General features: G+C 36.9%; 18 protein-coding genes. 4 read left to right on the top strand and 14 right to left on the bottom strand.

Features of this window, described 5'->3' with window-relative positions:
• Nucleotides 1-562 precede the first annotated feature (562 nt).
• Together P856_RS01520 and ribA are read right to left on the bottom strand one after the other, a co-directional pair.
• The gene (locus P856_RS01520) at nucleotides 563-913 is read right to left on the bottom strand and encodes a hypothetical protein (RefSeq protein ID WP_025300413.1); all 351 of its coding nucleotides are present in this window, start codon (nucleotides 911-913) and stop codon (nucleotides 563-565) included.
• Nucleotides 914-2,134: 1,221 nt separating this feature from the next.
• Nucleotides 2,135-3,334 carry a GTP cyclohydrolase II gene (ribA, locus tag P856_RS01515; protein ID WP_025300412.1) on the bottom strand — a complete coding sequence of 400 codons (1,200 nt, stop codon included), beginning with the start codon at nucleotides 3,332-3,334 and terminating at the stop codon, nucleotides 2,135-2,137.
• A gap of 527 nt (nucleotides 3,335-3,861) precedes the next feature.
• Between ribA and purE the strand changes: the two genes are divergently transcribed.
• On the top strand, nucleotides 3,862-4,362 hold the full coding sequence (purE, locus tag P856_RS01510; RefSeq protein WP_025300411.1) for a 5-(carboxyamino)imidazole ribonucleotide mutase: 501 nt from the start codon (nucleotides 3,862-3,864) through the stop codon (nucleotides 4,360-4,362).
• Nucleotides 4,359-5,447 carry a 5-(carboxyamino)imidazole ribonucleotide synthase gene (locus tag P856_RS01505; RefSeq protein ID WP_025300410.1) on the top strand — a complete coding sequence of 363 codons (1,089 nt, stop codon included), beginning with the start codon at nucleotides 4,359-4,361 and terminating at the stop codon, nucleotides 5,445-5,447. The genes purE and P856_RS01505 overlap by 4 nt, the downstream gene beginning before the upstream one ends.
• A 486-nt stretch (nucleotides 5,448-5,933) precedes the next feature.
• Here the strand turns inward: P856_RS01505 and ccmI are convergent, their stop codons facing one another.
• The 7 genes from ccmI to P856_RS01470 form a co-directional block, all read right to left on the bottom strand.
• Nucleotides 5,934-6,848, bottom strand: coding sequence for a c-type cytochrome biogenesis protein CcmI (ccmI, locus tag P856_RS01500; RefSeq protein WP_025300409.1), 915 nt, complete (start codon nucleotides 6,846-6,848; stop codon nucleotides 5,934-5,936).
• A 2-nt stretch (nucleotides 6,849-6,850) separates the two neighbouring features.
• Nucleotides 6,851-7,321 carry a cytochrome c-type biogenesis protein gene (locus P856_RS01495; protein WP_025300408.1) on the bottom strand — a complete coding sequence of 157 codons (471 nt, stop codon included), beginning with the start codon at nucleotides 7,319-7,321 and terminating at the stop codon, nucleotides 6,851-6,853.
• Nucleotides 7,318-7,872, bottom strand: coding sequence for a DsbE family thiol:disulfide interchange protein (locus P856_RS01490; RefSeq protein WP_227028686.1), 555 nt, complete (start codon nucleotides 7,870-7,872; stop codon nucleotides 7,318-7,320). The genes P856_RS01495 and P856_RS01490 overlap by 4 nt, the downstream gene beginning before the upstream one ends.
• Before the next feature lie 34 nt (nucleotides 7,873-7,906).
• Nucleotides 7,907-9,823, bottom strand: a complete 1,917-nt coding sequence (locus P856_RS01485; RefSeq protein ID WP_227028685.1) for a heme lyase CcmF/NrfE family subunit — start codon at nucleotides 9,821-9,823, stop codon at nucleotides 7,907-7,909.
• Nucleotides 9,824-9,891: 68 nt separating this feature from the next.
• A complete protein-coding gene (gene ccmE / locus P856_RS01480; RefSeq protein ID WP_025300406.1) occupies nucleotides 9,892-10,305 on the bottom strand; it encodes a cytochrome c maturation protein CcmE in 414 nt (137 codons plus the stop codon).
• Nucleotide 10,306: 1 nt separating this feature from the next.
• A complete protein-coding gene (gene ccmD, locus P856_RS01475) occupies nucleotides 10,307-10,495 on the bottom strand; it encodes a heme exporter protein CcmD (RefSeq protein ID WP_227028684.1) in 189 nt (62 codons plus the stop codon).
• 149 nt (nucleotides 10,496-10,644) lie between these two features.
• The gene (locus P856_RS01470) at nucleotides 10,645-11,364 is read right to left on the bottom strand and encodes a heme ABC transporter permease (protein ID WP_025300404.1); all 720 of its coding nucleotides are present in this window, start codon (nucleotides 11,362-11,364) and stop codon (nucleotides 10,645-10,647) included.
• Nucleotides 11,365-12,649: 1,285 nt separating this feature from the next.
• Between P856_RS01470 and ccmB the strand changes: the two genes are divergently transcribed.
• Together ccmB and P856_RS01460 are read left to right on the top strand one after the other, a co-directional pair.
• Entirely contained in the window at nucleotides 12,650-13,315 is a 666-nt protein-coding gene (gene ccmB / locus P856_RS01465) for a heme exporter protein CcmB (protein ID WP_025300403.1), read from the top strand.
• 1,458 nt (nucleotides 13,316-14,773) lie between these two features.
• Nucleotides 14,774-15,814, top strand: a complete 1,041-nt coding sequence (locus P856_RS01460; RefSeq protein WP_044214843.1) for an NAD(P)H-dependent glycerol-3-phosphate dehydrogenase — start codon at nucleotides 14,774-14,776, stop codon at nucleotides 15,812-15,814.
• 1,471 nt (nucleotides 15,815-17,285) lie between these two features.
• Here P856_RS01460 and thiD read toward each other — a convergent pair.
• The 5 genes from thiD to tilS form a co-directional block, all read right to left on the bottom strand.
• Entirely contained in the window at nucleotides 17,286-18,104 is an 819-nt protein-coding gene (gene thiD, locus P856_RS01455) for a bifunctional hydroxymethylpyrimidine kinase/phosphomethylpyrimidine kinase (RefSeq protein ID WP_025300402.1), read from the bottom strand.
• Nucleotides 18,105-18,115: 11 nt separating this feature from the next.
• Nucleotides 18,116-19,477: a phosphoglucosamine mutase gene (gene glmM / locus P856_RS01450; protein WP_025300401.1), complete on the bottom strand. Its 1,362-nt coding sequence runs from the start codon at nucleotides 19,475-19,477 to the stop codon at nucleotides 18,116-18,118.
• A gap of 80 nt (nucleotides 19,478-19,557) precedes the next feature.
• Complete coding sequence (gene folP / locus P856_RS01445) at nucleotides 19,558-20,661, bottom strand: dihydropteroate synthase (protein ID WP_025300400.1); 1,104 nt, start codon at nucleotides 20,659-20,661, stop codon at nucleotides 19,558-19,560.
• A 719-nt stretch (nucleotides 20,662-21,380) separates the two neighbouring features.
• Complete coding sequence (gene ftsH, locus P856_RS01440; RefSeq protein WP_025300399.1) at nucleotides 21,381-23,318, bottom strand: ATP-dependent zinc metalloprotease FtsH; 1,938 nt, start codon at nucleotides 23,316-23,318, stop codon at nucleotides 21,381-21,383.
• A complete protein-coding gene (tilS, locus tag P856_RS04145) occupies nucleotides 23,315-24,688 on the bottom strand; it encodes a tRNA lysidine(34) synthetase TilS (protein WP_025300398.1) in 1,374 nt (457 codons plus the stop codon). Before tilS ends, ftsH begins: the two co-directional genes overlap by 4 nt.
• Nucleotides 24,689-24,831 lie beyond the last annotated feature (143 nt).

Genomic DNA, 24,831 nt, shown 5'->3' with positions numbered 1-24,831 from the left:
TAAGAAAGTTGTTTGTAGATGATATAGTTTAAATCTTATAGTAAAATTTTTATGCGAAATTATAAATTAATAATTATGACTAATCGCCTAGATTAAAATGTGATACAAACTTCAAAGTAAAACTTCAAAATTAGATAGTTAGTGTAATATTAAAAATTAGCTAATCGATTTTAATAATTCCCAAGAATATATCAAATTTCTTACTTTTTGGGCTAACAGAATAGTAATCTTGTTTATTTTTACTAAAATAGATGTTCGCAAATAAAGGTTACACGAAATTTGCGTTAATTTCAAAGGATATTAACAAATTACTACAATTTATCGAGTATCTCTGATAGAGAGAGTCTTACTCTTCGTTTATACTACTAAATTAAGACAGTATGTTTAATAAAACCATCATTTTTTACTTAATTTTTAATTAAAGCTACCATTGTTATTGTATTAGAACTATACTGAATTAACATTACGGATAACATAATAGATAATGCAATTTGCATATATAATTTACATTAAGAAGTAAAAATTTTAAAATAACCGAAGGGAGAGTTTTGTTATTACTCACTTAATCACAATAGAACTCCCAAACCTTCTTTAATTCACATGCATGAAATATTGCTGCTTCCTTCCCCTGCTCAGGACCACAATACACACCCAACTTAGTTAACTGCCGAAAAAATCCTGGTGCGGGCAATTTATTACGAGTTTTAGAAATAACAATAGCTGCAAGCAATGGTCGATTGCGTGCAACATCCTGTTCCATTATTAACTCCAAAGCTGTACAAGTTTTGTGAATAAAACATGGTCCAGCAACCTTAGCAGAACGAGCAAGATCGGCATATGTAATAATACTTTTAGATCGTGCCAGATCTTCAAGTATTACGCACAACAGAGAAGCAGTCAGTTTTTTATTCATTTAACAACAACATTCTCTGTAAAGAAATATTACATTATTTGCAATCAAGATCATTAAATCACTTAATCATTCTAGCAGTGTATTTTCTTAGTGTTCTTTCTCGAAAAGAATATAAAATGAAGCAAACCAATAATTTAGTTATCGTTTTTTCTAAGCATAATCACTACTTTTGATTTATTTTACTACTTTTGTAGTAAAATTGTTAAATAGTTTAAACGGTGAGATTTTAAATAAAGAATAAAACATTACAAAAATTTACATTTACTAATGATCACCATTAAAAAGGCATATTGTATAGTTGAAGTTTAGCATTTTAGTAAGAAAAATACTTATGCTGCCAGTGCATCAAGCAAGCAATACAGTTCGTTATCAGATTAACAGATAAAGAACTTTTAAATTACGGATAAAGTTATTTACCTTAACGTAATCAATAACAAAGAAAATAACATAGGCACATCAATATATCTTACCCCACAGCAATAGCCTGATACTTGTAGTAAGTAATTAGCAAAATATTACTTACTACAAGTATCAACTAAATAAAACTTAGCTAATTATAAATTATTAAAATAAAATAGAATATATCTAGTCATATAATCCTGCCTACAATTTATCCTATTAACCTATAAATGATCATAATTAATTTAAGTAACAAAAGCAAAATATATTATGAATTTACTGATAGTAAAGTATGCTGAAGTGATTAACAGTAATATTTAATAGTAAATCATTTTAATTCTGATAACGACTAGCTCTTGTGGATAAATACATTTAGCTAATTATATAGCTAATAAATTTCATAAAAATTCTATGTATTAGTATTCCCAAAACATTAAAATTAACACAATCAATTTTATAAACTTAAAGCTATTTGGCTTGTTATGCAGTCAATATAATATACTTGTTATCTAGTAATGGATGAGTAAAAAATACTACTATTGTATTAAATATAATTATACAAGCTATCGTTTAACAATAAAAGCATTAGCTACTGGGAAATCGCTGTTTCTGTTATGCACAATTCAGCGACTTTTTCTATAGCAGAAATTAAAAAATTTCAACAAAAACAATTTATCTCAATAAAAATTAAAGTTTTAAGCGCATTCAACGACGATGTATACTAACATATTTAGAGAACTAAATAAATTGGCTTAGTAATCAAATCAATGTAAAACTAACTTTCATTAGAGTATGTCTACTTACTTCTCAGTGAAATAACACCTACAATAAATGTCCTGAGCGCTTAGCCTTGGTTTTTAAATAGCGCTCGTTGTGGCTGTTAGAAGCAAAAATGTGAGGCATTCGTTCTACTACCTTCACGCCACAGGCAGCGAGTTGATCAACTTTAGATGGATTATTAGTCATCAAACGAACTCTATCAATTCCAAGTTGGCGTAACATTTCGGCAGCTGGAAAATAAACCCTTTCATCATCGTCAAAGCCCAATGTAGTATTAGCTTCTACCGTATCAGCTCCAAGGTCCTGCAAAGTATAAGCTCGCAGCTTATTAATCAAGCCAATATCTCGTCCCTCCTGAGCTAGATAGAGCAGTACACCTCCACCAGCATTCGCTATTTCACGAATAGCACCACGAAGTTGCTCTCCACAATCGCAACGAAGACTACCCAGTAAATCTCCGGTTAAACAAGCAGAATGAATACGTATCATGATCGGATTAGCATTGTTGCCTTGCTTCCCGATACGAATCGCAACATGCTCGGTCCCGCCATCCATCGGACGAAAAGCAATTACTTCACAATGCTCAGCATCAGCCATTGGTACCTTAGCTGATGCTGCACGTATTAGTCTATGAGAAGTGGTTGCAGCAAAACGCTCAATTTCTATAGCATCAACTACCAGTAGTGTCAGCTCACGAGCCCAAGCGGTAATAGTCGAAGCTGAAATACCATGCACTGAAGCAACTAATGCGCTGGGAAGTAACCGAGATAACTTTACTAGTTTTACCGCAGCAGTCGCTGGCGTATCAGCTCTTTCAGGTAAGGCGGTAAGACCAGATGGAATACCGGCATTCCTTGTGGGATCTGCAAGGTCCAAGACAGCATCCACATCAAGATCATTAGCCATAGCTACTGAAACAGCTGGTGCTTCAGTAGCAGAACCAAGAACTGCTGCCGCCCGATTTCGTGTTAGTACAACCCGCGGCTCAGAGCCTGCTATAACAGACATCTGACTCATAAGTTCCCGTGTAGCCATCTCACTACCAGCAGCTACCGCTAGACGATCAAGATCGCGACTAGCACGAATAGCTACTAATCCACCACGTCGTAATTCGGCGATAGCGCGATCAACGGCTATTTGGCCTGTTGCTCGTATAAAAGGCCGAGCGGAAGTATTAAATTCAATAGATGAATTATTAACAGTAGTTGTATCTCTTGCTTGATGATAAGGATTAGTTAACATAGATGATACATTGATTGCAGCTCTCCTAGCGAGAGAAAATAAAAATAGTACTATAGTTTTACTAAGAGCGTATTGATATAATTAAATCAAGCTCTAAGAGTAATTATGCCTAACAGATTTTATATACTGCTATATAAAATCTGTTAGGCATAATTACTGAAGGACAGATCTGTATTAATTACATCTATGCTTCCATAAGTAGTATATATATATTAGCTTTGCTGATACATTATTAGTTGCGCAAGCTACAATAAAATTATACATTTATCTCTATTAATTTACTATTCTTAATCAAATTAAGAAGCATTTTAGATCTTGATGCAAAACAAATATTAGTTAAGAAAAAGCTCACTTTACATTAATTTGCTAGAAGACTAAATTGTTGCTAGCTAAATTAATAATATTAATCTTACTGTTAAGTATATTTAAAGTAAGTTTTTTTCGGGGGTTTAAAGTTAGATAATGATAATTTGTTACTTTGAAGCTTCGGGTAGCCATAGGCTAAATTCAAAAACTCGGAGATTAGAATGACATCCCCCAGAGTTGGTATTATAATGGGCAGTCAATCAGACTGGTCAACCATGCAGCATACATGTAAAATATTAAATGATCTAAAAATCTCTTATGAAACTAGGATCATTTCCGCTCACCGCACCCCTAAACGTATGGTTGAATATGCTGAGACAGCTAAAGATAGGGGATTACAAGTGATCGTTGCCTTTGCTGGCGGAGCTGCACACCTACCTGGCATGGTAGCCTCTATGACAACCTTGCCAGTACTAGGAGTGCCAGTAGAAAGTAATATTTTGTCCGGTTGGGATAGTTTATTGTCAATCGTACAGATGCCTAGCGGTATTCCGGTTGGAACCTTAGCAATTGGAAAAGCAGGAGCAATTAATGCTGGCCTGATGGCTACTTCTATCATTGCATTGTCCGACCCTAAGGCTGATATCGCTTTAACGAGCTGGCGCAAAGCTTGCACTGATTTAGTTGCCGAATTTCCTCCGATAGAAGATTGTAAATCATGACTACTGATCCTTTCCCAACAAATGCAATAATAGGTATTTTAGGTGGCGGGCAGCTTGGGCGTATGACAGCGCTTGCCGCCGCTTCACTTGGCTACATTTGCCATATCTACGATCCGTGTGCTGAAGACAGTCCAGCAGCTCAGGTATCATTTGCAGCAACATCAGCTGCCTGGGATGATTGGGCGGCACTAGATGCTTTCGCAAAATCCGTGGATGTAGTCACTTTTGAATTTGAAAACGTACCTTATGCTACTGTTGAATACTTGATAAAACAAGTTATTGTACGCCCCAGCCCAAAAACACTAGCAATTACAGGTCACCGAATTCTAGAAAAGAAATTTGCCCGTGATAATGGACTAGAAACCGTAAGATTTTTAGGAGTAAAATCGCTAGATGAATTGATTTACGGTTTAACAGTAGTTGGTTTACCTGCCCTATTAAAAACTTGCCAGTTTGGTTATGACGGCAAAAGTCAAATACGCATTGACTCGAATTCCATATTGACCACAGCCTGGAAAGATTTGAATGACAACGATGCTATCTTAGAGAGGGAAGTTGAATTTGGTATTGAAATTTCAGTTATAGCCGCACGCAGCATAAATGGCAATATTGCGTGTTTCCCTGTAACTGAAAATAACCATAAAAATAGCATTCTTCATCGCTCAGTGGTACCTGCTAAGATTTCTCAAGCAATTGCCCAAAAAGCCAACAAGGCAGCTGAAACTCTCATCGCTGCTCTAAACATCGTAGGATTATTAACAGTAGAAATGTTTGTAACCAATTGCGGTAAAATTTTAGTTAATGAACTTGCACCTCGGCCACACAACTCAGGCCACTGGACTATGGATGGTTGTGCCACCTCTCAATTTGAACAGTTTGTACGCGCAGTTGTCGGCTTACCACTAGGCTCAACCGATGTGTTAGTAGCAACTGAGATGATCAACTTAATTGGCGACGATATTAAACAAACCGCGAGTTACCTACTGGATCCTTTTGCTCATGTACATCTATATGGTAAAAAAGAAATTCGTCCAGGCCGCAAGATGGGGCATGTTAATAGAAGACTAGATACTATTCCAAGATAAATTAAGTATTAGCTGAATAATTTCACAGATCAGTAAATATTTTGCTATGCTTTTCAGCAGATATTTTTCATTATTATCTTAACTGTTATCATTTACGTTTGGTTTTACAATTACCCACAAACGAACAATATTCCTTCTAAACTAGAAGTCTAACTTACAGTTATTCTTTCAGTAACTTCAATAAATTTTGTTTGTAAGTATTTTCTTTTAATTTCTCGCGAAAACAAAGCGCAAGCATAATTTATTTATGCATTAAATCTTTTAGATCCAATGCTATCTCTTGCATCTAATCATCAATCGAATCATCTAACTTGCGTAACAATTATTAAGAATGAAATAACTATAGACAGCTCTTAATCATTGCTTGAAATTCTCTTTCAGAAGAATTTGTAAATTGCTTGATAATAACTCTCATTATTGAGAATAGATCATTTGAATATATGGTATGCTCTATAGTAATTTGTTCATTAGTAATGATTGAACAAACTATTTAGATGATTCTATACGATCAAGCCAAATCTGCTCCTTTATTGCTGCGAGGTCAATTTTATTATCATTTGCTACCTCTTCAATACGTTTCATCAAAGTGGCGAGCCAATTAGTGTCTAGTGGAGTATCAGCAACCAATAATAACCACTGGCGTAGTGCAGAACTAGCATCGCCTGCTTGTAACGCTGCTAAGGCTAAATAATATCTGGCTCGTGAATCACTTGGAACAATCTTTAGTATATGTTGAAAAATTTTATAAGTTTCAGCACTAACAATCCCATGGTTAATGCGAATCATAGTTTCAGCCAGTTCACCCATTGCCTCAGATCCGCCACCAAGTTTAATAGCTTGACGAAAGGCAACAGTGGCTTGTTTAAAATCTCCAAGCTCCAGCCAGACTCTGCCAAGTAACATCCAACTATCCAGATCGTTCGACTCAAAGCTAAGCCGGTTTTCCAGATTATGAGCCATCGCGACGATACTACGCTGGCTTTGAGCAAGTTTAACTATATCAGCGCCTATCTCTTTTGATCGAATCGATAGCGGTAAATCAGGCATATAAGGATTACCGATACTCAGATATATTAAGCTGGTTGTCAATGGTAAGAACAAGACAATCGATAAAGCAACTACAAAGTTGTATCGCATATTAGAAGATTGTTGAACAAAATTATCTGTTAAATTAATTGCATTCAGCATACACTGCTTTAGCTCTATCCGATTAGCATTAGCTTCCTCCTTGCTAATAAGCTCGCAAGCAAGATCATTCTCTATTTCAGCCAATTGATTGTTCAATACAGCTAGCTCACAGGCTGTTCTCGGAACCGGTGCAGTATGCTGGCGCAACAATGGAATAATTAGGACAAGCACTACGATAGATATTAAAATACCAGCAGCCACCCAAAACGTCATTATCATCTCCTAGTATGTTCGTGCTTGCCTAAAAATGCTACCAAACGTATTCGCTCCTCTGCAGTCAGAGGTACGGGTGCAACTGATTTCTGGCGTCGAGAAAAAGAAAAAATTAATATTACAACACCCAGACTAAACAAACCAGCAGGGCCATACCAGAGTAATAAAGTACTAACTTTCTTCGGTGGTTTTAAAAGAATGAATTGACCATAGCGATCAACTAGAAATTCAAACACTTGCTCAGCACTTTCTCCAGCCATCAGTCGTTCGCGTATTAGTAAACGCAAATCGTGAGCTAATTCAGAATCACTGTCGTCAATCGACTGATTCTGACAGACAGGGCAACGAACATTAGCACTAATTATACGAGCACTAGCCTCAAGAATAGGATCGTCAAGCATTTCGTTAGGTTCTACAGCAAATAATGGCTCACTGTTAACCAACAGAAAGTATACAATAATTATCAGAATCATTGCCCTAGCTTATTTAGCAAAGGTACCAAAATATTTTTAATCATCTCATTAGTTAATGCACCGACGTGGCGATAGCGAATAAATCCTTTACTATCAATTATATAAGTTTCAGGCAGACCATAAACGCCAAATTCAAGGCCAATACGACCATCGCGATCTAGACCTACCATTTTATATGGGTTTCCAAAACTAGACAAAAATCGACGTATCGCCTCCGTATCATCCTTGTATGCTAGACCGTAAATGATTATGCCATCGCTGGCAATAGTTCTAAGTTCTGTAATCTCAATACGACAAGGTATGCACCAAGAGGCAAAAAAATTCACTATCGCTGGTTTACCAATCAAATTAGCTGATCTTACTCGGGGAGCTTTAGGATCTAATCCAGGCAAATCAAAAACAGGAACTTGCTTGTTCAATAATGCTGACGGCAACTCTTCTGGGTTGTGATCTTCCAAAATTGGCCATACCAAGGCAAATAGTAAAATAATAGCTCCAAGTAATGGTATAATCGAAAGAAAACGATACACTGAATCAGCGATCTCCTCCAATGGTTAACGCCATCACCCGATTATAGCGCGTTACCTAAAGAGCAATACGTAAACGAGCATCGAGAAATGACAACAAGCCTCCCACAGACATTAGAGCGGTTCCAATCCAAATCCAAACCACAAGAGCATTGTAATAGATTCTTATAGTCCACTTATCTTGCGCAACCGCCTCTCCTAAAACAGTATAAATATCACCAGAAGGTCGAACACTAAGCCCAACTTCAGTAGTTTGTTGACCTTCTACCGGGAAAAATCTACGTTCTGATTCAATCACTTGTCCATTTTCCATAACAAATTTACCCACATATGCATCGTAATTAATGCCCAATTGCTTAGTAACACTTTGAAAAGTTAAAGTATGTCCAGCAATTTTTATCTTATCTCCAGGGGAAGCATATCGCACAACTTCTGTGCTATAAAGGTTATCACCGACAGCACCAAAAATAAACACCGCCAATCCAAAATGAGCGATGGACATCCCGTAGGCCGAACGCGGTAATAAACGTGCACGAGATAAAGACGCAAAAAGTGATACTCGAAATAAACGCACGCGTTTAGCCCATTCAGTTAACACAGCTAACATTAGCCAAACTGCTAATGCCATGCCAAACACCGCACCGATTGGCGCGCCGAGAAGACATACAAATACCACAACTAAACAAACTGTTGCAAAAATTAGATTATGTAATGCACTTACTAAATTATTGCGTTTCCATGCCAAGAATGGGCCAACACCTACAGCAAAAATTAACGGCACCATAAGAGGAACAAAAGTAGCCTCAAAAAATGGTGGACCGACGGAAATTTTCTCATCAGAGATACTTTCCAAAAACAAAGGATAAATGGTTCCTATTAATACAGTTCCTGCTCCAGTGACTGTAAAAAGGTTGTTTATGACCAAAGCACCTTCACGACTAATGAGGAGAAAAGTTCCACTACTCTCTATCTTGGGTGCTCGCCAAGCATAAAGGGATAAAGAACCAACAATTGCAATTGAAAGTAGAACAAGTATGAACATACCGCGCTGAGAATCAGCAGCAAAGGAGTGTACACTTGTCAATACACCTGAACGCACTAAGAAGGTACCGAGTAATGAAAAGGCAAAAGCAACTAACGCCAACAAAATAGTCCAGCGTTTAAGAGCGTTTCGCTTTTCCACCACAACTACCGAGTGCAACAAAGCGGTAGCTGCCAGCCAAGGCATAAAACTAGCATTTTCAACTGGATCCCAAAACCACCATCCTCCCCAGCCAAGTTCGTAATAAGACCAAATAGAGCCAAGCGTGATACCCGCAGTCAACGCGACCCAAGCGGCTAAAATCCATGGACGCACCCAGCGTGCCCATAATTGACTAACACGACCTTCTAAAAGAGCGGCTACAGCAAAAGAAAATGTAGTTGAAAGACCAACATAGCCTAAATAGAGTATAGGTGGATGTAAGGCAAGACCAATATCCTGCAGCAAAGGATTTAGCCCACGCCCATCTATTGGAGCTGGAATCAATCTAGCAAACGGATTAGAAGTAAATATTATAAATGTTAAAAAACTAGCGCCAATTAAACCTTGTACCGCTATGGCTCGTGCCCGTAAAATTTCCGGCAAATTACCTCCAAAAATCGCCACAGAAGCGCCAAAAAAAGATAGAATTAGCACCCAAAGCAACATAGATCCCTCATGATTTCCCCACACACCTGAAACTTTATAAAGCATAGGTTTTAGAAAACTAGAGTTATAAGCTACATTCGCTACAGAGAAATCCGAAGTTACAAATGCATTAATCAATGCTCCAAAGGATAGTACTAGTGCGGTAAATTGAACAATAGCGGCTGGGCAAGCAAAAGATATCAATCTAGCCTGCTGACAAGCCGTACCATAGAGAGGAATTATCGTCTGAAATACTGATACAACCAAAGCTATGATAAGCGCCATGTGGCCAAGTTCCACAATCAAAAACTATTCCTCCGTCTTTAATTGTTTTTTATTGTATATGCTTTTACTAAATATATCTTAATATATTTTTATTTATTCATAGCACTAGCTAAATTTCTAGGCATATAATTCTCGTCGTGCTTAGCTAATACTTCATCCGCCTGGAATACAGCATTCTGCAAATATCCCTGCGCTACTACGCCTTGACCCTCACGAAATAAATCAGGTAAAATGCCTATATAGCGAATAGTTACAGTAGTATTGCCATCCGTTATCTTAAAGCGTATCTCTGCATCAGCAGGACCGCGTTTTGTAGAACCATCCTCTACCAGCCCGCCAACACGAATACGCCTTTCTGGATTAACCTGCTTCGATTGGAGTTCAGTTGGAGTAAAAAAGAAAACAACGCTATCTTCAAATGCAATAAGCACTAGAGCAACTGCAGTACCGATAAAAGCAAGAAAGCCAATTAGCATCCCTAATCGATAATTCTTACTTATCATCTTATTTTTCCGTAATGTCTATTGAAACAGGTTCGATATCAGATCTATTTTGGCACATGCAAATCAAATCAGCCTCATAACGACGAGTAATACTCCAAGAGTTTATCAGAAGACCTACCAATATGAGCATTGCTATACCGTAAGAAGGCCAAACATAGGCAGCATACCCACCCATAGAGAAGTACTCCATTATCGATTCTCCTAGATCGTATAATACAATTTGTATATCGGTAAAATACATTTAGAGCATTATAAACTAAAGGAACTGTATTTAAATGCGCGATAAAGATTTATCTTAAGTATCATCTAGCGCCCAGCACAAAAGCGAATGTATTTTGGTTATCTAGAAGCTGCAGCAATTCTCATCTGACGTAAAAGTCGACCAGCGTATAACCCACGCAAGCGTAGGATCATCATCACCACAAACAACGAAAAATATGCGCACCCCATTAGCAATAATGGCAGCAACATTTCAGGCACTATTGAAGGTCCACGGATACGCCACAAGCTAGAAGACTGGTGCAGAGTGTTCCACCAATCGACAGAAAATTTAATGATTGGCAGATTAATAGCACCAACCAGCGCTAAGACTGCACCTGCTCGTCCACCTCGATCGGGATCTTCAAAGGCATTAGCCAGAGCTATATAGCCTAGATAAAGGAAAAACAAGATTAACACAGAAGTTAAACGAGCATCCCATACCCAACCAGTTCCCCATACTGGTTGCCCCCAGAAGGAGCCGGTAACCAGAACGATTAACGTAAAACCTGCACCGATTGGTGCAGCCGCACGAGCAGCAAGATTCGCTAACGGCTGATTGTAAATAAGAAAAACAGCGCTTGCCATTGCCATCGTTAAGTAACAAATCATTGCACCCCATGCAGCTGGTACGTGCACGTACATAATTCTCACTGTATCACCCTGCTGATAATCTGCTGGGCTTTCAATTAAAGCGTAGTACAAGCCCACAGGAAACATCCCCGCAGATACTACACAAAATATAGGCAAAATTGCGTTAGCAATACAGAAAAAGCGATTCATATTGCTAATATGGTGCATAATAGACTCCTAATATCACACTTATTTTAAATGGCATCATTATACTACAGCCTAAATAGTCATATTGATATTTTATAGTCAATTCAGATAATTACAATGTAAATACATAATTGTAGGGCATAAATGATTCATAATATACTAAATATTCAATTTAGATATTGAGCAGAGTAGTCAATTACAGCTTAACGTGAATTATGATTTTCTTAAAAAGGATTTTAAGCAGACCAATACACTTTAAAAAATTAAAATTAACTTCGATAAATTAACAATAATCTTTTTAAGCTATCATGTATTGATAATGTACTCGAGGTTGCTGCTATCGTAAGTCAGCATAGGGCTAATTGATCATAGCGATCTTTAGGAGATGCGCTTAAATTCAACAAAATTATTTGTATCATTGCTAATACCAAAATAATAGCTTACATTACCGAAATGTATGCCAATCTACTATCTTGTAGTTAGTATTTGTTCCAGTAGGCTAATATTAAAACTAATTATCGTAATCACCTTTATATAAATTCTATAACAACCATTAACGATTATTGATCTAGTTAATTATTCAAGTAGTTAACTAATTTTTAGTTTGACTAATCAAATACATCTAATATCTTTAGCATGGCCTAGCACAACAATACTTTTTTAGAATTTTGGGAGCTTTAGATATCAAATATTGCTTTAAAAATAAATTATAATATTTACTTTTTGGATTAAAACAACATTTATGTATAAAAATACTAGTTGCTATATTACTAGCAACTTAGCAGTAATGCACAATGTCAAATTAATCAATATTTTAAGTAATTTATTATTTAAGACCTGTTTATTTATACTTAATGATGATCTGAATTCTACTTAAGGGATATTTTAATAATATTAAATTATATGCGTAGTTAACAAAATTTTTCTATAACTATTAATTCATAATTTTTAATAAAAATCATAAAATTATGAATTAATAGCATTGCTAAGGTGTGTTCTTTCATTAAGATAAGCAAAGCTTATCTTTGAATAGTTTTATAGTATTTAAGGAATTAATAAAATTGATTTAAGAAGAGTCTTTATGCTGTTATTATACCCTTATGCTATCATTATACCTATCGTTTATTATCATTTAACTAAAAACAAATCAACTAATTTCCATAAAATAACCATCAAGATTGCATACCGTATTCAGCTTATACTTTATAATATTCTAGCTAACTAGTTAAGTAATTTCGCAAAAATTAATTTATGTGATACATTTAGCAATAATTACAGACGCGCAACGCTTTCACGATTGAGAACTGTGGCTTTATTTCTAGCTGTTATTATCCGCGATTTGCAGCTTGCCAAGCGGCATGGTACTGATATCGCTATGACGCTAGCTTTTTTTGTTCTAGTGGTTGCTTTATTTCCGCTTGGACTTAGTTCTGCTCCGGTTTTGCTCTCTAAAATAGCACCGGCAGTACTATGGGTTACCGTATTGCTTTCAGCAATGCTATCTTTTGATCAATTATTTCAAAAAGATTATGAAGATGGTTGGTTAGAACAACTTATCTTCTCTGGCTTACCCCTATCGATGCTAGTATTGGCTAAAGCATGTGCTCATTGGCTAATAACTGGACTACCGATGTTATTATTAGCTCCACTTTTAGCTGTTGGTCTGAATCTTCCATCAAAATCTTATCCTATCACAATTTTTACTATGCTTTTAGGGACTCCTGTTATTAGCCTATTCGGGACTTTAGGAGCAGCACTAGTAATCAGCGCTCGTCGCCCTGGTTTACTGATAACAATAATCGTGTTACCATTGTTAATACCGGTGCTTATTTTCGCAGTTTCCGCGATCGAGGCTACGGGGGACTGGTCAGCCATTCGTGTACGCCTTTTATTTTTAGGCGCAATATTATCCGCAGCAATTCCGTTAGTAGGAATAGCTGCGAGTAACGTTTTGCGCCAATCGCTAGAATAATTATTCAAACTATTGAGCAAATTGTATTATCAATAAATAAAAAACACCTGAAGATGAAAACTATATAAGTATTTATAACTATACTAAAATCGTTTCTAAATAACATTGAAATTAACGCTAAATTGTTTTTCGTGAAAACTTGATTATTATCGCCTACTATAAATAGCCAAATATCTTCATTAACAACTTCCTCCAATTTAATTAATCTTTAAATCACTGCGCACACGGATTGTTTATTGTAATGTTGAGAAATTATTAGCATTTAAGAAAGCATAGATAACAGACAAGCTGTATAAATAAACTTAAAAAATTACTAAGATAAATGCTAAATGATACTAATCTAGTATAATAAGTTAATCTTAGCTTTTTTATTTAATAATTTACAATGGTACAAGTAGCAAAATATAATAAATTAAATTAAAATACTCTAGTTACGTATAGGATAGTCATGCTAAAGTAAATTTACTTCTTCTAGGTAAATTTACTTTAGCATTTTTCATTTGCTAAAACTGTACTATTAAATTCGGCAACCAAATTTTGCATCATCGCAAGTCCATAAATTATTGCCTAATTTAGTATAATTATAATAATTTACTCAAATTAAAACATGAATTTAGCGTACAAAGATATTGCATAGTAATAATCTAACCAACTTGTCAAGTTAACAGCTTTCAAAAAAAATAGCTTAATTAAACGAATGATATTATATTTTTAGTCAAAAAAAAAATAAAAAGTTCTACATAAAGATCTTATGCATCAACATCCACAGGATTTGAGCGCAAAAATAAATCTTAGTTAGCAGTTAAGTCAACAGCCGGTCGGATCAAAAAATCAATACCATTAGATATGCCTTGCAACCGATCTAATAATTCTCCCAATTAGCTCTATTCAGCTTGGCCGGAGCGGCAGCTGATTAACTACATACTAAAAATATTAAGCAATGCTAAGTGATTTAGTTATTTATCAATATGATTATTAGATTTGTATTTAGGTTAATAGAACATAGATACGCATTTAGTTTTAAATAGTACAGCTAATCGATTCATGAAAAACATAATGTAGTCAAAGATTAATATTCAAACCAACTCTATATCGTTTTTAAGATTATTTAAGAGAAATATAATATAGAACTTTTGATGCTTTTACGGTTGTTAATCAGCGATTAAAGCAATAATAAATTTAGAAATTCTATTAATACAAATGGAGTTAATATGCTACACTAATGTAAATTAGCTAATAACATTTTGCCTAAGATTATTTTTAAATGCATCTGAGGTTAAATGTAATCTAACAAAGATAAAGCATATTGGGTTTAACAATACAACAATAGGTTAGCAAATAGCCACACGCTTAAATCTTGATAAGGGTATCATGCAGCCCAAGTTAGAGGGGAAAATGATCAGGTTTAAAATTTTTCCTTATCTTAGTAAGAACAAACAATAGGCTGTTGTTTGCAACATGAACAGTGATAATAGAATAAGAAAAATTGCCGTGATTGGCGCAGGGGCGTGGGGTACAGCACTTTCCATCATTGCTGCCCGTGCCGGATCCAAAGTTATGTTGTGGGCTCGTAATCCAGCCTTGTCGAACGCTATAAATCAAAATCGAACGAATGTTCAATTTTTAGCTGGCTATAATATTCCCGATGAAGTGACTGCAACTTCTGAGATAGCAGAAGCTGTGGCTATATCTGACGCGATTATTTTAGCAGTTCCCTCTCAAGCTATTCGCAAAATTGGGAAAATGATACACAATGTAGCACCTACAAATGTTCCAATCGTCTTGGCCAGTAAAGGAGTAGAAAATAAATCAGGGAAGCTAATGTCAGCTATTGTAGCTGAAGAAATGCCTGGTCAACCTATAGCCGTCTTATCTGGTCCAAGCCTTGCCTCAGAGGTTGCTGCTAGTCATCCAACAGCAGTAATTATAGCTTCGGCAGATGCTATAATTGATCCGGATGGATCACTAGCTAATAGGCTATCATTAGCACTCGCAACGCCATTTTTCCGCCCTTATATTTCTGATGATCTAATAGGCGTAGAGATTTGCGGAGCTGTAAAAAATGTAATTGCTATCGCTAGCGGAATTGCTAGTGGCTATGGCTTTGGAGCTAATACTTGCGCTGCAATAATCACTCGTGGGCTATACGAAATTAAGAGTCTAGCGCGGGCTCTTGGAGGGCGAGATGAAACTTTAGCAGGCCTATCAGGCATTGGGGATCTTGCATTAACTTGCTCTTTTGAGCAGTCGCGTAACATGTCATTTGGTAAAGTTTTAAGTAGTAATCAACACTGCAAAAAGGATCTTGTCAGTAGTAAACAGGATACTGTAGAGGGTGTAGTTAACGCAGTTTCCATTACTGATCTCGCTCGAAGATTGGGTATAGAGATGCCAATATGTGAAGCTGTACGTTCTGTTATATCTGACGATATGGAGATTTCAGAAGTAATCAATCGCCTTGTACAACGCCCGCTAAAAGCGGAGCATCGCTGCTCGTAGCAGTCATTATATTGCACAATAATAAGAATAAATTATCATAAATTAGCTATTTTTTGACGTAAGTAAAGTTTTTTTATAATGCTTTTGGGTGTGTTGTTTTCTTCAGGCTCGCATAAGTCATAAAATTTATTGACGATCTCAATAGTAATCTGCCATATTATAATTTTAATTTTAAAATTAATGCAGAAGGCGACTTATCTTTGGTAAAATCAATTAATTAACCTATAATATTTATATCCAACCGGATGGCAAATATTCAATATTGTAGCAATAAAATAATACAAATTTGGGCGGATATTTTTTTCGTTTCTTTTCTGTTCTAATGTTATAAAACACACATTTTAAAATTAATCCATACCTTATTGTTAATTGCTAGATATAACCAATTTACTCTTTAATATTTTTTTTCTTCAGAAAAGAATATTCTAGTAAAAATAAATACACTTATTGTGTGTTATATTCTAATTAAAAAGTAATACATCATTCAATCCATCTCATAACTGAGAAGTTAAAAAAAACAAAATAAAACTTGCTACGCTAAAATAAACCAATCGCAAAATTAAGTTTTTTCTTTACAAAACCTCTTGTAAAAACAGAGGTTCTTGTAAAGAAGATTAAACAAAGCAATAGTCTATAATTTAATATATCAAATAAAAAACAATGAGATTATAATAAAATTAACAGAGTTAAGAAAGTGCATTGTTAAAATTATGCTTTTCTTATTTTTTTTAATTTTGTATACTAATATTATTAGCAAGTTTCTTACGGTCAAAACGATTGTTTAAATCCAATTTCATAGAAAAATCACTTTCTTTGTAAAATCTAGTTATTTAAGTTAAAAATATGATCCTTGGTTTGTCAAACAAATATCTAGCGAATTAACATTCATGTTCTTTCGTGACATCTTGTTAAGATAATCTAATTTTACAGTATTTGTCTTGGAGTTACAATAAAATATCCACAATGTGATTATTGATCTTTACATGTTTTTTACTTAAAAGTAAAATATAATGCTTTAATTAGGTAATAAGTCTTAACTAAAAATTAACAATTATCGATTTATTGTTAATGCTAGTATAATTTACTAGTATAATATACTAATTTCGATAAAATATAGATTATACTCTTGATAAAAGCCTATATTATAAAATAGAAAAACACAGTAGATTTTTATTAATAAGAATCCTTAAATTCATCAATCATTTTACTTAGCTACTAAGCAAAATTATAAATCAGAGTTGTCGTCAATCACTGATTACTAGCATCAGATGCTACATGCAAATCTTATACTTAACTAATGCTGTAAAAAAATAAAAATTATCATCAGTGTATTTCTATTCATTAATAGAAAATATATTATACAATTTTATTTTTAGAGCATTCGCTCTACGAGCAAGAAAACAGATAAAGAAACAAGTTAAAGAAAATAAATTAGGCGGCTCGCTGCTCTCATTTGCTCAAAAAAAAAAGACTAAATGTCTTTAATAACCGTATGAACATGATTTAAAGGACCATAGCCAGCTGTTGTATAGCTCGGAGCAGTTGCTATAGCTGTAAAGACATATTTCCTTGCTCGTAATACTGCATCTTTCATAGATAACCCCTGAGCTAAGCCTGTAGCAATAGCTGACGCTAATGTACAGCCCGTGCCGTGAGTATTATTGCTGCTAATTCGCGGACTGTTAAATTCAAGCAAATTGTCTTTTGTAACCATTAGGTCAATAACCGTTTCTGAAAAAAGATGCCCTCCCTTTAGTAAAACTGCCGAAGGACCAAGAGATAAAAGTGATTTAGCAACGTAATACATATCATCTAAATTATTGATTTTTATACCAGTTAAATACTCAGCCTCAGGTATGTTAGGTGTCAGTAAATGCGCTCGCATTATTAATTTATCTTTAAGAACTTGCATAGCGTCTGAATTAAGCAATTGACATCCTCCACCCTTTGCTGTCATCACAGGATCAACTATTAATGGGATATCTCTTGCCTTATCTTGAATTAGATCAACAATAAGATCAATCACCAAAGCAGAATGTAGCATGCCAGTTTTAATCACATCAGTGCCGATATCATCAATTACAAGTTCAAATTGCTTACGCAAAAAAGCAATCGGTATTGAATGGATATCAAGCACACATTTGCTATTTTGGGCCGTCAATGCTGTAATAGCAGTCATAGCATAACCACCAAGGGCAGTAACAACTTTGATATCAGCTTGAATACCTGCGCCACCAGTAGGATCAGATCCGGCAACGATTAAAACACGTCCTTTTGTCAGCCTCGACATAACAATTTTTTTTACTCCATCGTTTTTTTTGTAGCTTGTTCAATTGCATCCACTACTCTTTCTACTGCAGACAACACTTCTATTTGATTTTCACCTTGTGCCATAACTCTGATCAAAGGTTCTGTGCCTGATTTACGTATTACTAAAAGACCACTATCACCCAATCTAGCCTTACTAGCTACGATCGCAGATTTTACAGAATCGATAGATAGAGGATCTGGACCAACAAATCTAACATTACGCAAAATCTGAGGCATAGGCTCAAAAATCTTAGAAACTTGGGACAATGGCTTTTCAGAGCGTTTCATTGCTGCTAAAACTTGCAAAGCAGCTGCTAAACCGTCACCAGTAGTACCGTAATCAGCTAAGATCATATGTCCAGATTGTTCACCACCAACATTATAACCCCCTGCACGCATTGCCTCGAGCACGTATCGGTCACCTACTTTAACGCGCACCAACTTAAGACCAATCCCATTAAGATAACGCTCTAATCCAAGATTAGACATCACTGTAGCTACTATACCACCTCCGCTAAGCTTACCATCAATCAACCAAGAGCTACCTATTAGGCCAAGAATCTGATCACCGTCTAGTTTGCGCCCCTCTTCGTCAGCTAAGATCAGCCGATCAGCATCTCCATCAAGGGAAATACCAATATCAGCACCCTCATTATTAACAAGGTTCATCATAGCTTCCGGCGCGGTAGTGCCACAATTATCGTTTATATTAAACCCGTCCGGTGATACTCCCATAGAGATGACTTCAGCACCAAGCTCAAACAAAACACGAGGTGCTGCTTTGTAAGCAGCGCCATTTGCGCAATCGATAACAACCTTCAAACCTTCTAGACGCAAATCTCTGGGAAAAGCTGATTTAACAAACTCAATATATCGACCCTGCTCGTCTTCTAAACGACGTGCACGACCTAGTGACTCAGAGTTGCTTAATGGTAAACTTTGCCAGCGGGTAAACATTTCTTCAATTTCCGCTTCAACCTGATCTGATAGCTTATATCCATCTGGCCCAAAAAGCTTAATACCATTATCATAGTAAGGATTGTGCGAAGCAGAGATCATAACTCCAAGATTAGCACGCATAGATTGCACTAGCATCGCAACAGCAGGAGTAGGCATCGGTCCGACAAGTACTACGTCCATACCAATTGAGGTGAAACCAGCCACCATTGCCGTTTCCAACATATATCCAGATAACCTAGTATCCTTACCAATTAAGACTAAGTTGCGCCCGGCATGGTTAGTATGAAATCGTGCACCAGACGCCATTGCTACAGCCATAGCAATAGAAGGGGTTATCGGTTCTACATTTGCGCGGCCGCGTATTCCATCTGTTCCAAAAAGTGTGCGCGACATAAGTATGCTAATATATGTTAATAATGTTTTAGATAATAAAAGTCTATCCTCACTTAATAAAAGTGATTAAACTATTAGGCTTATAATGAATTAAGAATAGCTTGACGTACAGCGAAAGCCTGAGCCGTTTCCGAGACGTCATGTACACGCACTGCTTGAACTCCAAGTTCAAAGGCTGATAAAGCTAAAGCAATAGAACCGGGTAAACGAGCCTGCGCTGGCTCTTTGCAAGACAACGCAGCGATAGAACTTTTGCGTGATGCACCAAACAAAATAGGCCTACCCATTCCATGAAACATCGTTAGCCAAGCTGTTATTAGCACATTGTGCGATACGCTTTTACTAAATCCGAAGCCAGGATCGATTACCAATCGGTCTAACGCAATTCCAGCCATCTCCGCAGCTGCTAAGCGCTCGCTAAGCTCGTCATAAACTTCAATTGGCGCAAAACTATAGTGGTAATCATTGTGCATCGTTTCATGTGTGCCTCGCATATGCATAAGCACAATTGGACAAGTGTAATTAGCCAATAATTCTCGTGCATTAGAATCATATATTAAACCGGAAATATCATTAACAATCGTTGCCCCGGCTTCCAAAGCCGCATGCATTACTGAAGCTTTGCGAGTGTCAATAGATACTCGATACTGTTCGTTAGCAAGCGCTTCAATCACTGGAACTACTCGATCAATCTCCTCTGCAACCGTAATCTCAATAGCTCCTGGTCGAGTAGACTCACCGCCTATATCTAGAATATCAGCCCCAGCTGCTGCAAGCTGACGTCCTCTTGATATTGCATCATCCCGTGCAGCAAAAAATCCACCATCAAAAAAGCTATCTGGCGTTACATTAACTATACCCATAATAACTGGAACAGAATTGCTCCACATAGGTGGGCGAGAATTTATAAAGCATTGCAACATACCTATTGGCAAAACAACTGAATCAAGTTCAGGTACAGTGACAGTCTGCACACGTAAGCAGTTGCTTTCCCGGTAAATCAATTGTAGAGCACGAAAAGCAATAGGTCCGCCAGCTAACAACAAAGCTTCACCAGCATCCACCGCAATCTTGGCCATCGGGCCATACAATAAATCGACTGGGCGAGCATATTCTGGGCTAATTATTGTAGATAAGGGCAAACCGCGCGTTGGTAAAGGTTCACGAATAATACGAAAATTCATAATAAGACAAAGAAGATTTAAATTTAATTAATTTTTTAAATTACGATGATAAATTATCAACACCATTTTAAAGCAGCTGTTTATTTAAGAAATAAAATAATAGAACAAAGACGCTCAATCTTCAATAGAAAAGTATTGCAATACTATCTGCTTACAAATTTTGCAAAAAATACTAAATCACATGCTTGTAATAAACTTTAATCAATCAAAAGAATTTCATAACTAATAGCGGAAAGCTTATATTCAATAAACTCCATAATATTTAACTAACTGCAAGTACACCCATTTAAAAATAAAAATTATAAATTTTTTATGCTGAATAAAAATAAAGAAATTAACAAGATATATGAGCTTAATGCCTAATTAACTAATATATAAAGCTTTTTTATAGCACACGAGAAATTTCTCAGCAGATAATTACATATACCAAATTACATAAACAGACAAATCAATTAGGTCAATTAGTCAAAAAATATAAAACAAAGCAACACAATTACCTATAAAATACGTATAGTTTACCTTTAATAAAAAAATTAATTCTTTCCATACTTTTATAGCCAGTATATTTTAAGAATAATCTAATTTATTTATTTGCATACATTCAAGAGGGTAAAACTCTCTGCATCACAGGCGAATTCGATTTGCTAGGTAAATTTACCAATATTAATTTTTTAATATAAGATGTTGACATTTCTCAGCAATCACCAGGCTACGGAAAATTAGGTCCAATATGCACTATTAGTGGTCGTAGTGGCAACACCAGTACTGCCACCAGTAGGCACAGATGCTCTACGACGAAGACCTGAGTTGCTAGGCTTGTTACAGCTTTCATCACGACCGCAAGAACGATTAATTGATCCTCTTGCTAACAACTCCTGAATCTCATTACCAGAAAGACTTTCGTATTCCAACAAGCCTTTAGCCAAAGCATGCAAATCTTCTATATTATTCTCCAATATTCGAGTAGCGTAGTCATAGGCACAATCACTAATTCGGCGAATTTCTTTATCAATAACGTTAGCAGTCGCTTCGGAAACGTTAGCTTGGTGATTAACTAAATGACCCAAAAGTATCTCAGATTGATCAGGCGAGTAAGCTAAAAAGCCAAGTTGATCACTCATGCCCCATTCTCTAATCATTCGACGTGACATCTCTGACACCATGCGAATGTCGGAAGCAGAACCAGTAGTTATCTGCTCGGAACCAAATATAATGGATTCAGCAATACGTCCACCGCAAGCAACACACAAATCAGCTTCTAGCTTTGCTCGTGATAATGATATCCTGTCACCCTCAGGTAGGCGTACGACCATACCCAAAGCTCTACCGCGCGGAATAATAGTGGCTTTATGAATAGGATCGCTATTCGGGCAATGCAAAGCGACTATAGCATGACCTGCTTCGTGATAAGCAGTAAGCTTTTTTTCATCGTTGGTCATGACCATAGAGCGACGTTCTGAGCCCATCATAACTTTATCTTTGGCTTCCTCAAATTCAGTAACACCAACTAAGCGCTTGCCCTTACGTGCGGCTAACAAGGCGGCTTCATTCACCAAATTAGCAAGGTCAGCGCCAGAAAAACCTGGGGTACCACGTCCAATTGTGTGTGCATCTACGTCGGATGCGATTGGCACTTTGCGCATGTGAACTTTTAAAATTTTTGCGCGACCAAGAATATCAGGATTTAAGACGACGATTTGTCGATCAAAGCGACCAGGACGCAGAAGAGCAGGATCCAAAACGTCTGGCCGATTAGTAGCAGCGATCAAAATAACACCATCGTTTGACTCAAAACCGTCCATTTCAACTAAAAGTTGGTTTAAAGTCTGTTCGCGTTCATCATTACCGCCACCCATTCCAGCACCACGATGACGACCGACTGCATCAATTTCATCAATAAAAATGATGCAAGGAGCATTCTTTTTACCTTGTTCAAACATGTCGCGAACACGACTAGCACCAACACCTACAAACATTTCAACAAAATCAGAACCAGATATAGTAAAGAACGGTACATTAGCTTCACCCGCAATTGCGCGCGCAAGAAGGGTTTTACCAGTACCAGGAGGTCCTACCAATAGACATCCCTTAGGAATCTTGCCACCCAATCGACGAAACCGCTGCTGATCTTTGAGAAATTCAACTATTTCTTCTAATTCAGATTTTGCTTCATCAACACCAGCAACGTCGTCAAAGGTAACACGCCCACTTCTCTCGGCTAACAATCTAGCTCGGCTTCGGCCAAATCCCATAGCCTTTCCTCCTCCTCCCTGCATCTGACGCATAAAGAAAATCCAAACAGCTATAAAAAGCAACATTGGGAACCAGCTAAGTAATATTTGAAGAAATCCGGAAGTACCATTCTCAAGAGGTTCCGCAGAAATCCGTACACCGGACTTGGTAAGTTGCGCAACAAGATTAATATCTTGCGGCGCATAAGTACTAAAAGTATTACCATCAAAAAACTGGCCAGAAATTTCTTGTCCCTGAATTACAACCTGACTAATACGACCACTTTCAATTTCAGACAAAAATTCGGAATAGGCTAGAGTCCGCTGGCTAGTGTGCGAATAAGATCCTTGAAAAAGATTGAACAGTGCTACACACAAAACGCCAATAATAACCCAAAGAGCAATATTTTTACCAAAATTATTCACATCCTTAGCTTTCCATTAACCTTCAGGCCAACGATCATTTGCGCCTGCAGAGACATCAAACAGATTTCCACCCCAATACTATTTGATTTCAGTGCATCTTGTTCGCTTGACACAAGGTGGGGGAGAGTAATTGATCCGTCAAGATTAGTAACAACAGGCCAAGCGATACGAGCTGGGTAAGGTAGATTTCGCAATTCCTTAGATAGCATCAAAGTTAATCTAGAACATTTGATTCGACGCCATCCATCCGTACCACATGATCCTACATTTATTGTACAATTCGTCTTGTTGCGTATTAAAAAACGGCCATCCCAACATCTGACTTGGCCACGACGTATAAACACAGGCGGCGCACAAGCAACTTCTTCCCGCATTACTATAAGATCAGCATTATCAACTTGGAGTAAACATCCACGCAAAGTACGTCGCCATACAGCTGACTCTCCAGTTAACCAATCAATCAACTTGGTCATCGCCTCGCTGCTCGGTGGATAACCGCAGCCGCCCGCTATATTGAGCACGTAACGCAAAATAATAACAATAAAATAAACCGGTTCAGCTTGCAGAGCTAATCGATCAAGCCGACAAGTACCACAAGAGTAAACCACGGCATAACGAGCCAGCCAGTTACTAACTATCTTACTCATAGCGCAACGGGCGATACTCATAGAATTAGATAGTCGAGTTAAACGGTCAACCGTTAAACCTATCCCAGATAAAGCAGGTCGTAAGCGCCGTAATTTTGCACGAGCAAAACGCAAATCCTCATTAGATGGGTCCGTAATGTAGTCAATCCCGGCTTTCCGGCAAGTAGCCAAAAGTCTATCCTTTGGCACAGATAAAAACGGTCTAGCCAACCGCAAGCCATTCCACGAAGTGACCAGCGCCATACCTGCGAGTCCTTCTGGACCAGTGTTACAATTTATGCGATGCAACAATGTTTCTGCCTGATCCTCACGATGATGTGCAAGTAGCACAGTATTCGCACCAGCATTATAACATGCCTCAGAAAGCAGAGTTAAACGAATAGCACGAGCGGTCTCCTGTATTCTTGTCGCTGGCTTATTCCCACGCCAAGTGAGCACTCGGTGAGTATGCCCCATCGCCACAACCTTCCGTGCAACTTCAACAGCTTCATTTGAAGATTCATGACGTAGAGAATGATCTACTGTAAGTACTAACAATTTCCTTTTTCTTTGCCGCGCCCAAAGATCCGCAAAATACAATAGAGCTGTGCTGTCAGGCCCACCTGAAACAGCTAAAGCAACTGGTCCATATAGATCAAGATCATCAGCCATAACGATGTCCAACAATTCGATCGCATCGATATCATGCAACGGAGCATGACTTAGAGAAAAGTCTTCTTTCACAAAAGAACAAACTACTCAATACCGCTAATTGACTAAAACATTGCCAATTAGGCCATTTCTAGTCTAAATAAGTTTTTCCTTAAAAATAATTTTTTAAGAAATTTAGCAGTAAATTGTGTAATCCCTCCCAACTAACCATGCTA

The sequence above is a fragment of the Candidatus Endolissoclinum faulkneri L5 genome (assembly GCF_000510265.1).
Taxonomy (GTDB): Bacteria; Pseudomonadota; Alphaproteobacteria; order Thalassobaculales; family Thalassobaculaceae; genus Thalassobaculum; species Thalassobaculum faulkneri_A.
This window is presented reverse-complemented; position numbering and strand designations above follow the sequence as displayed.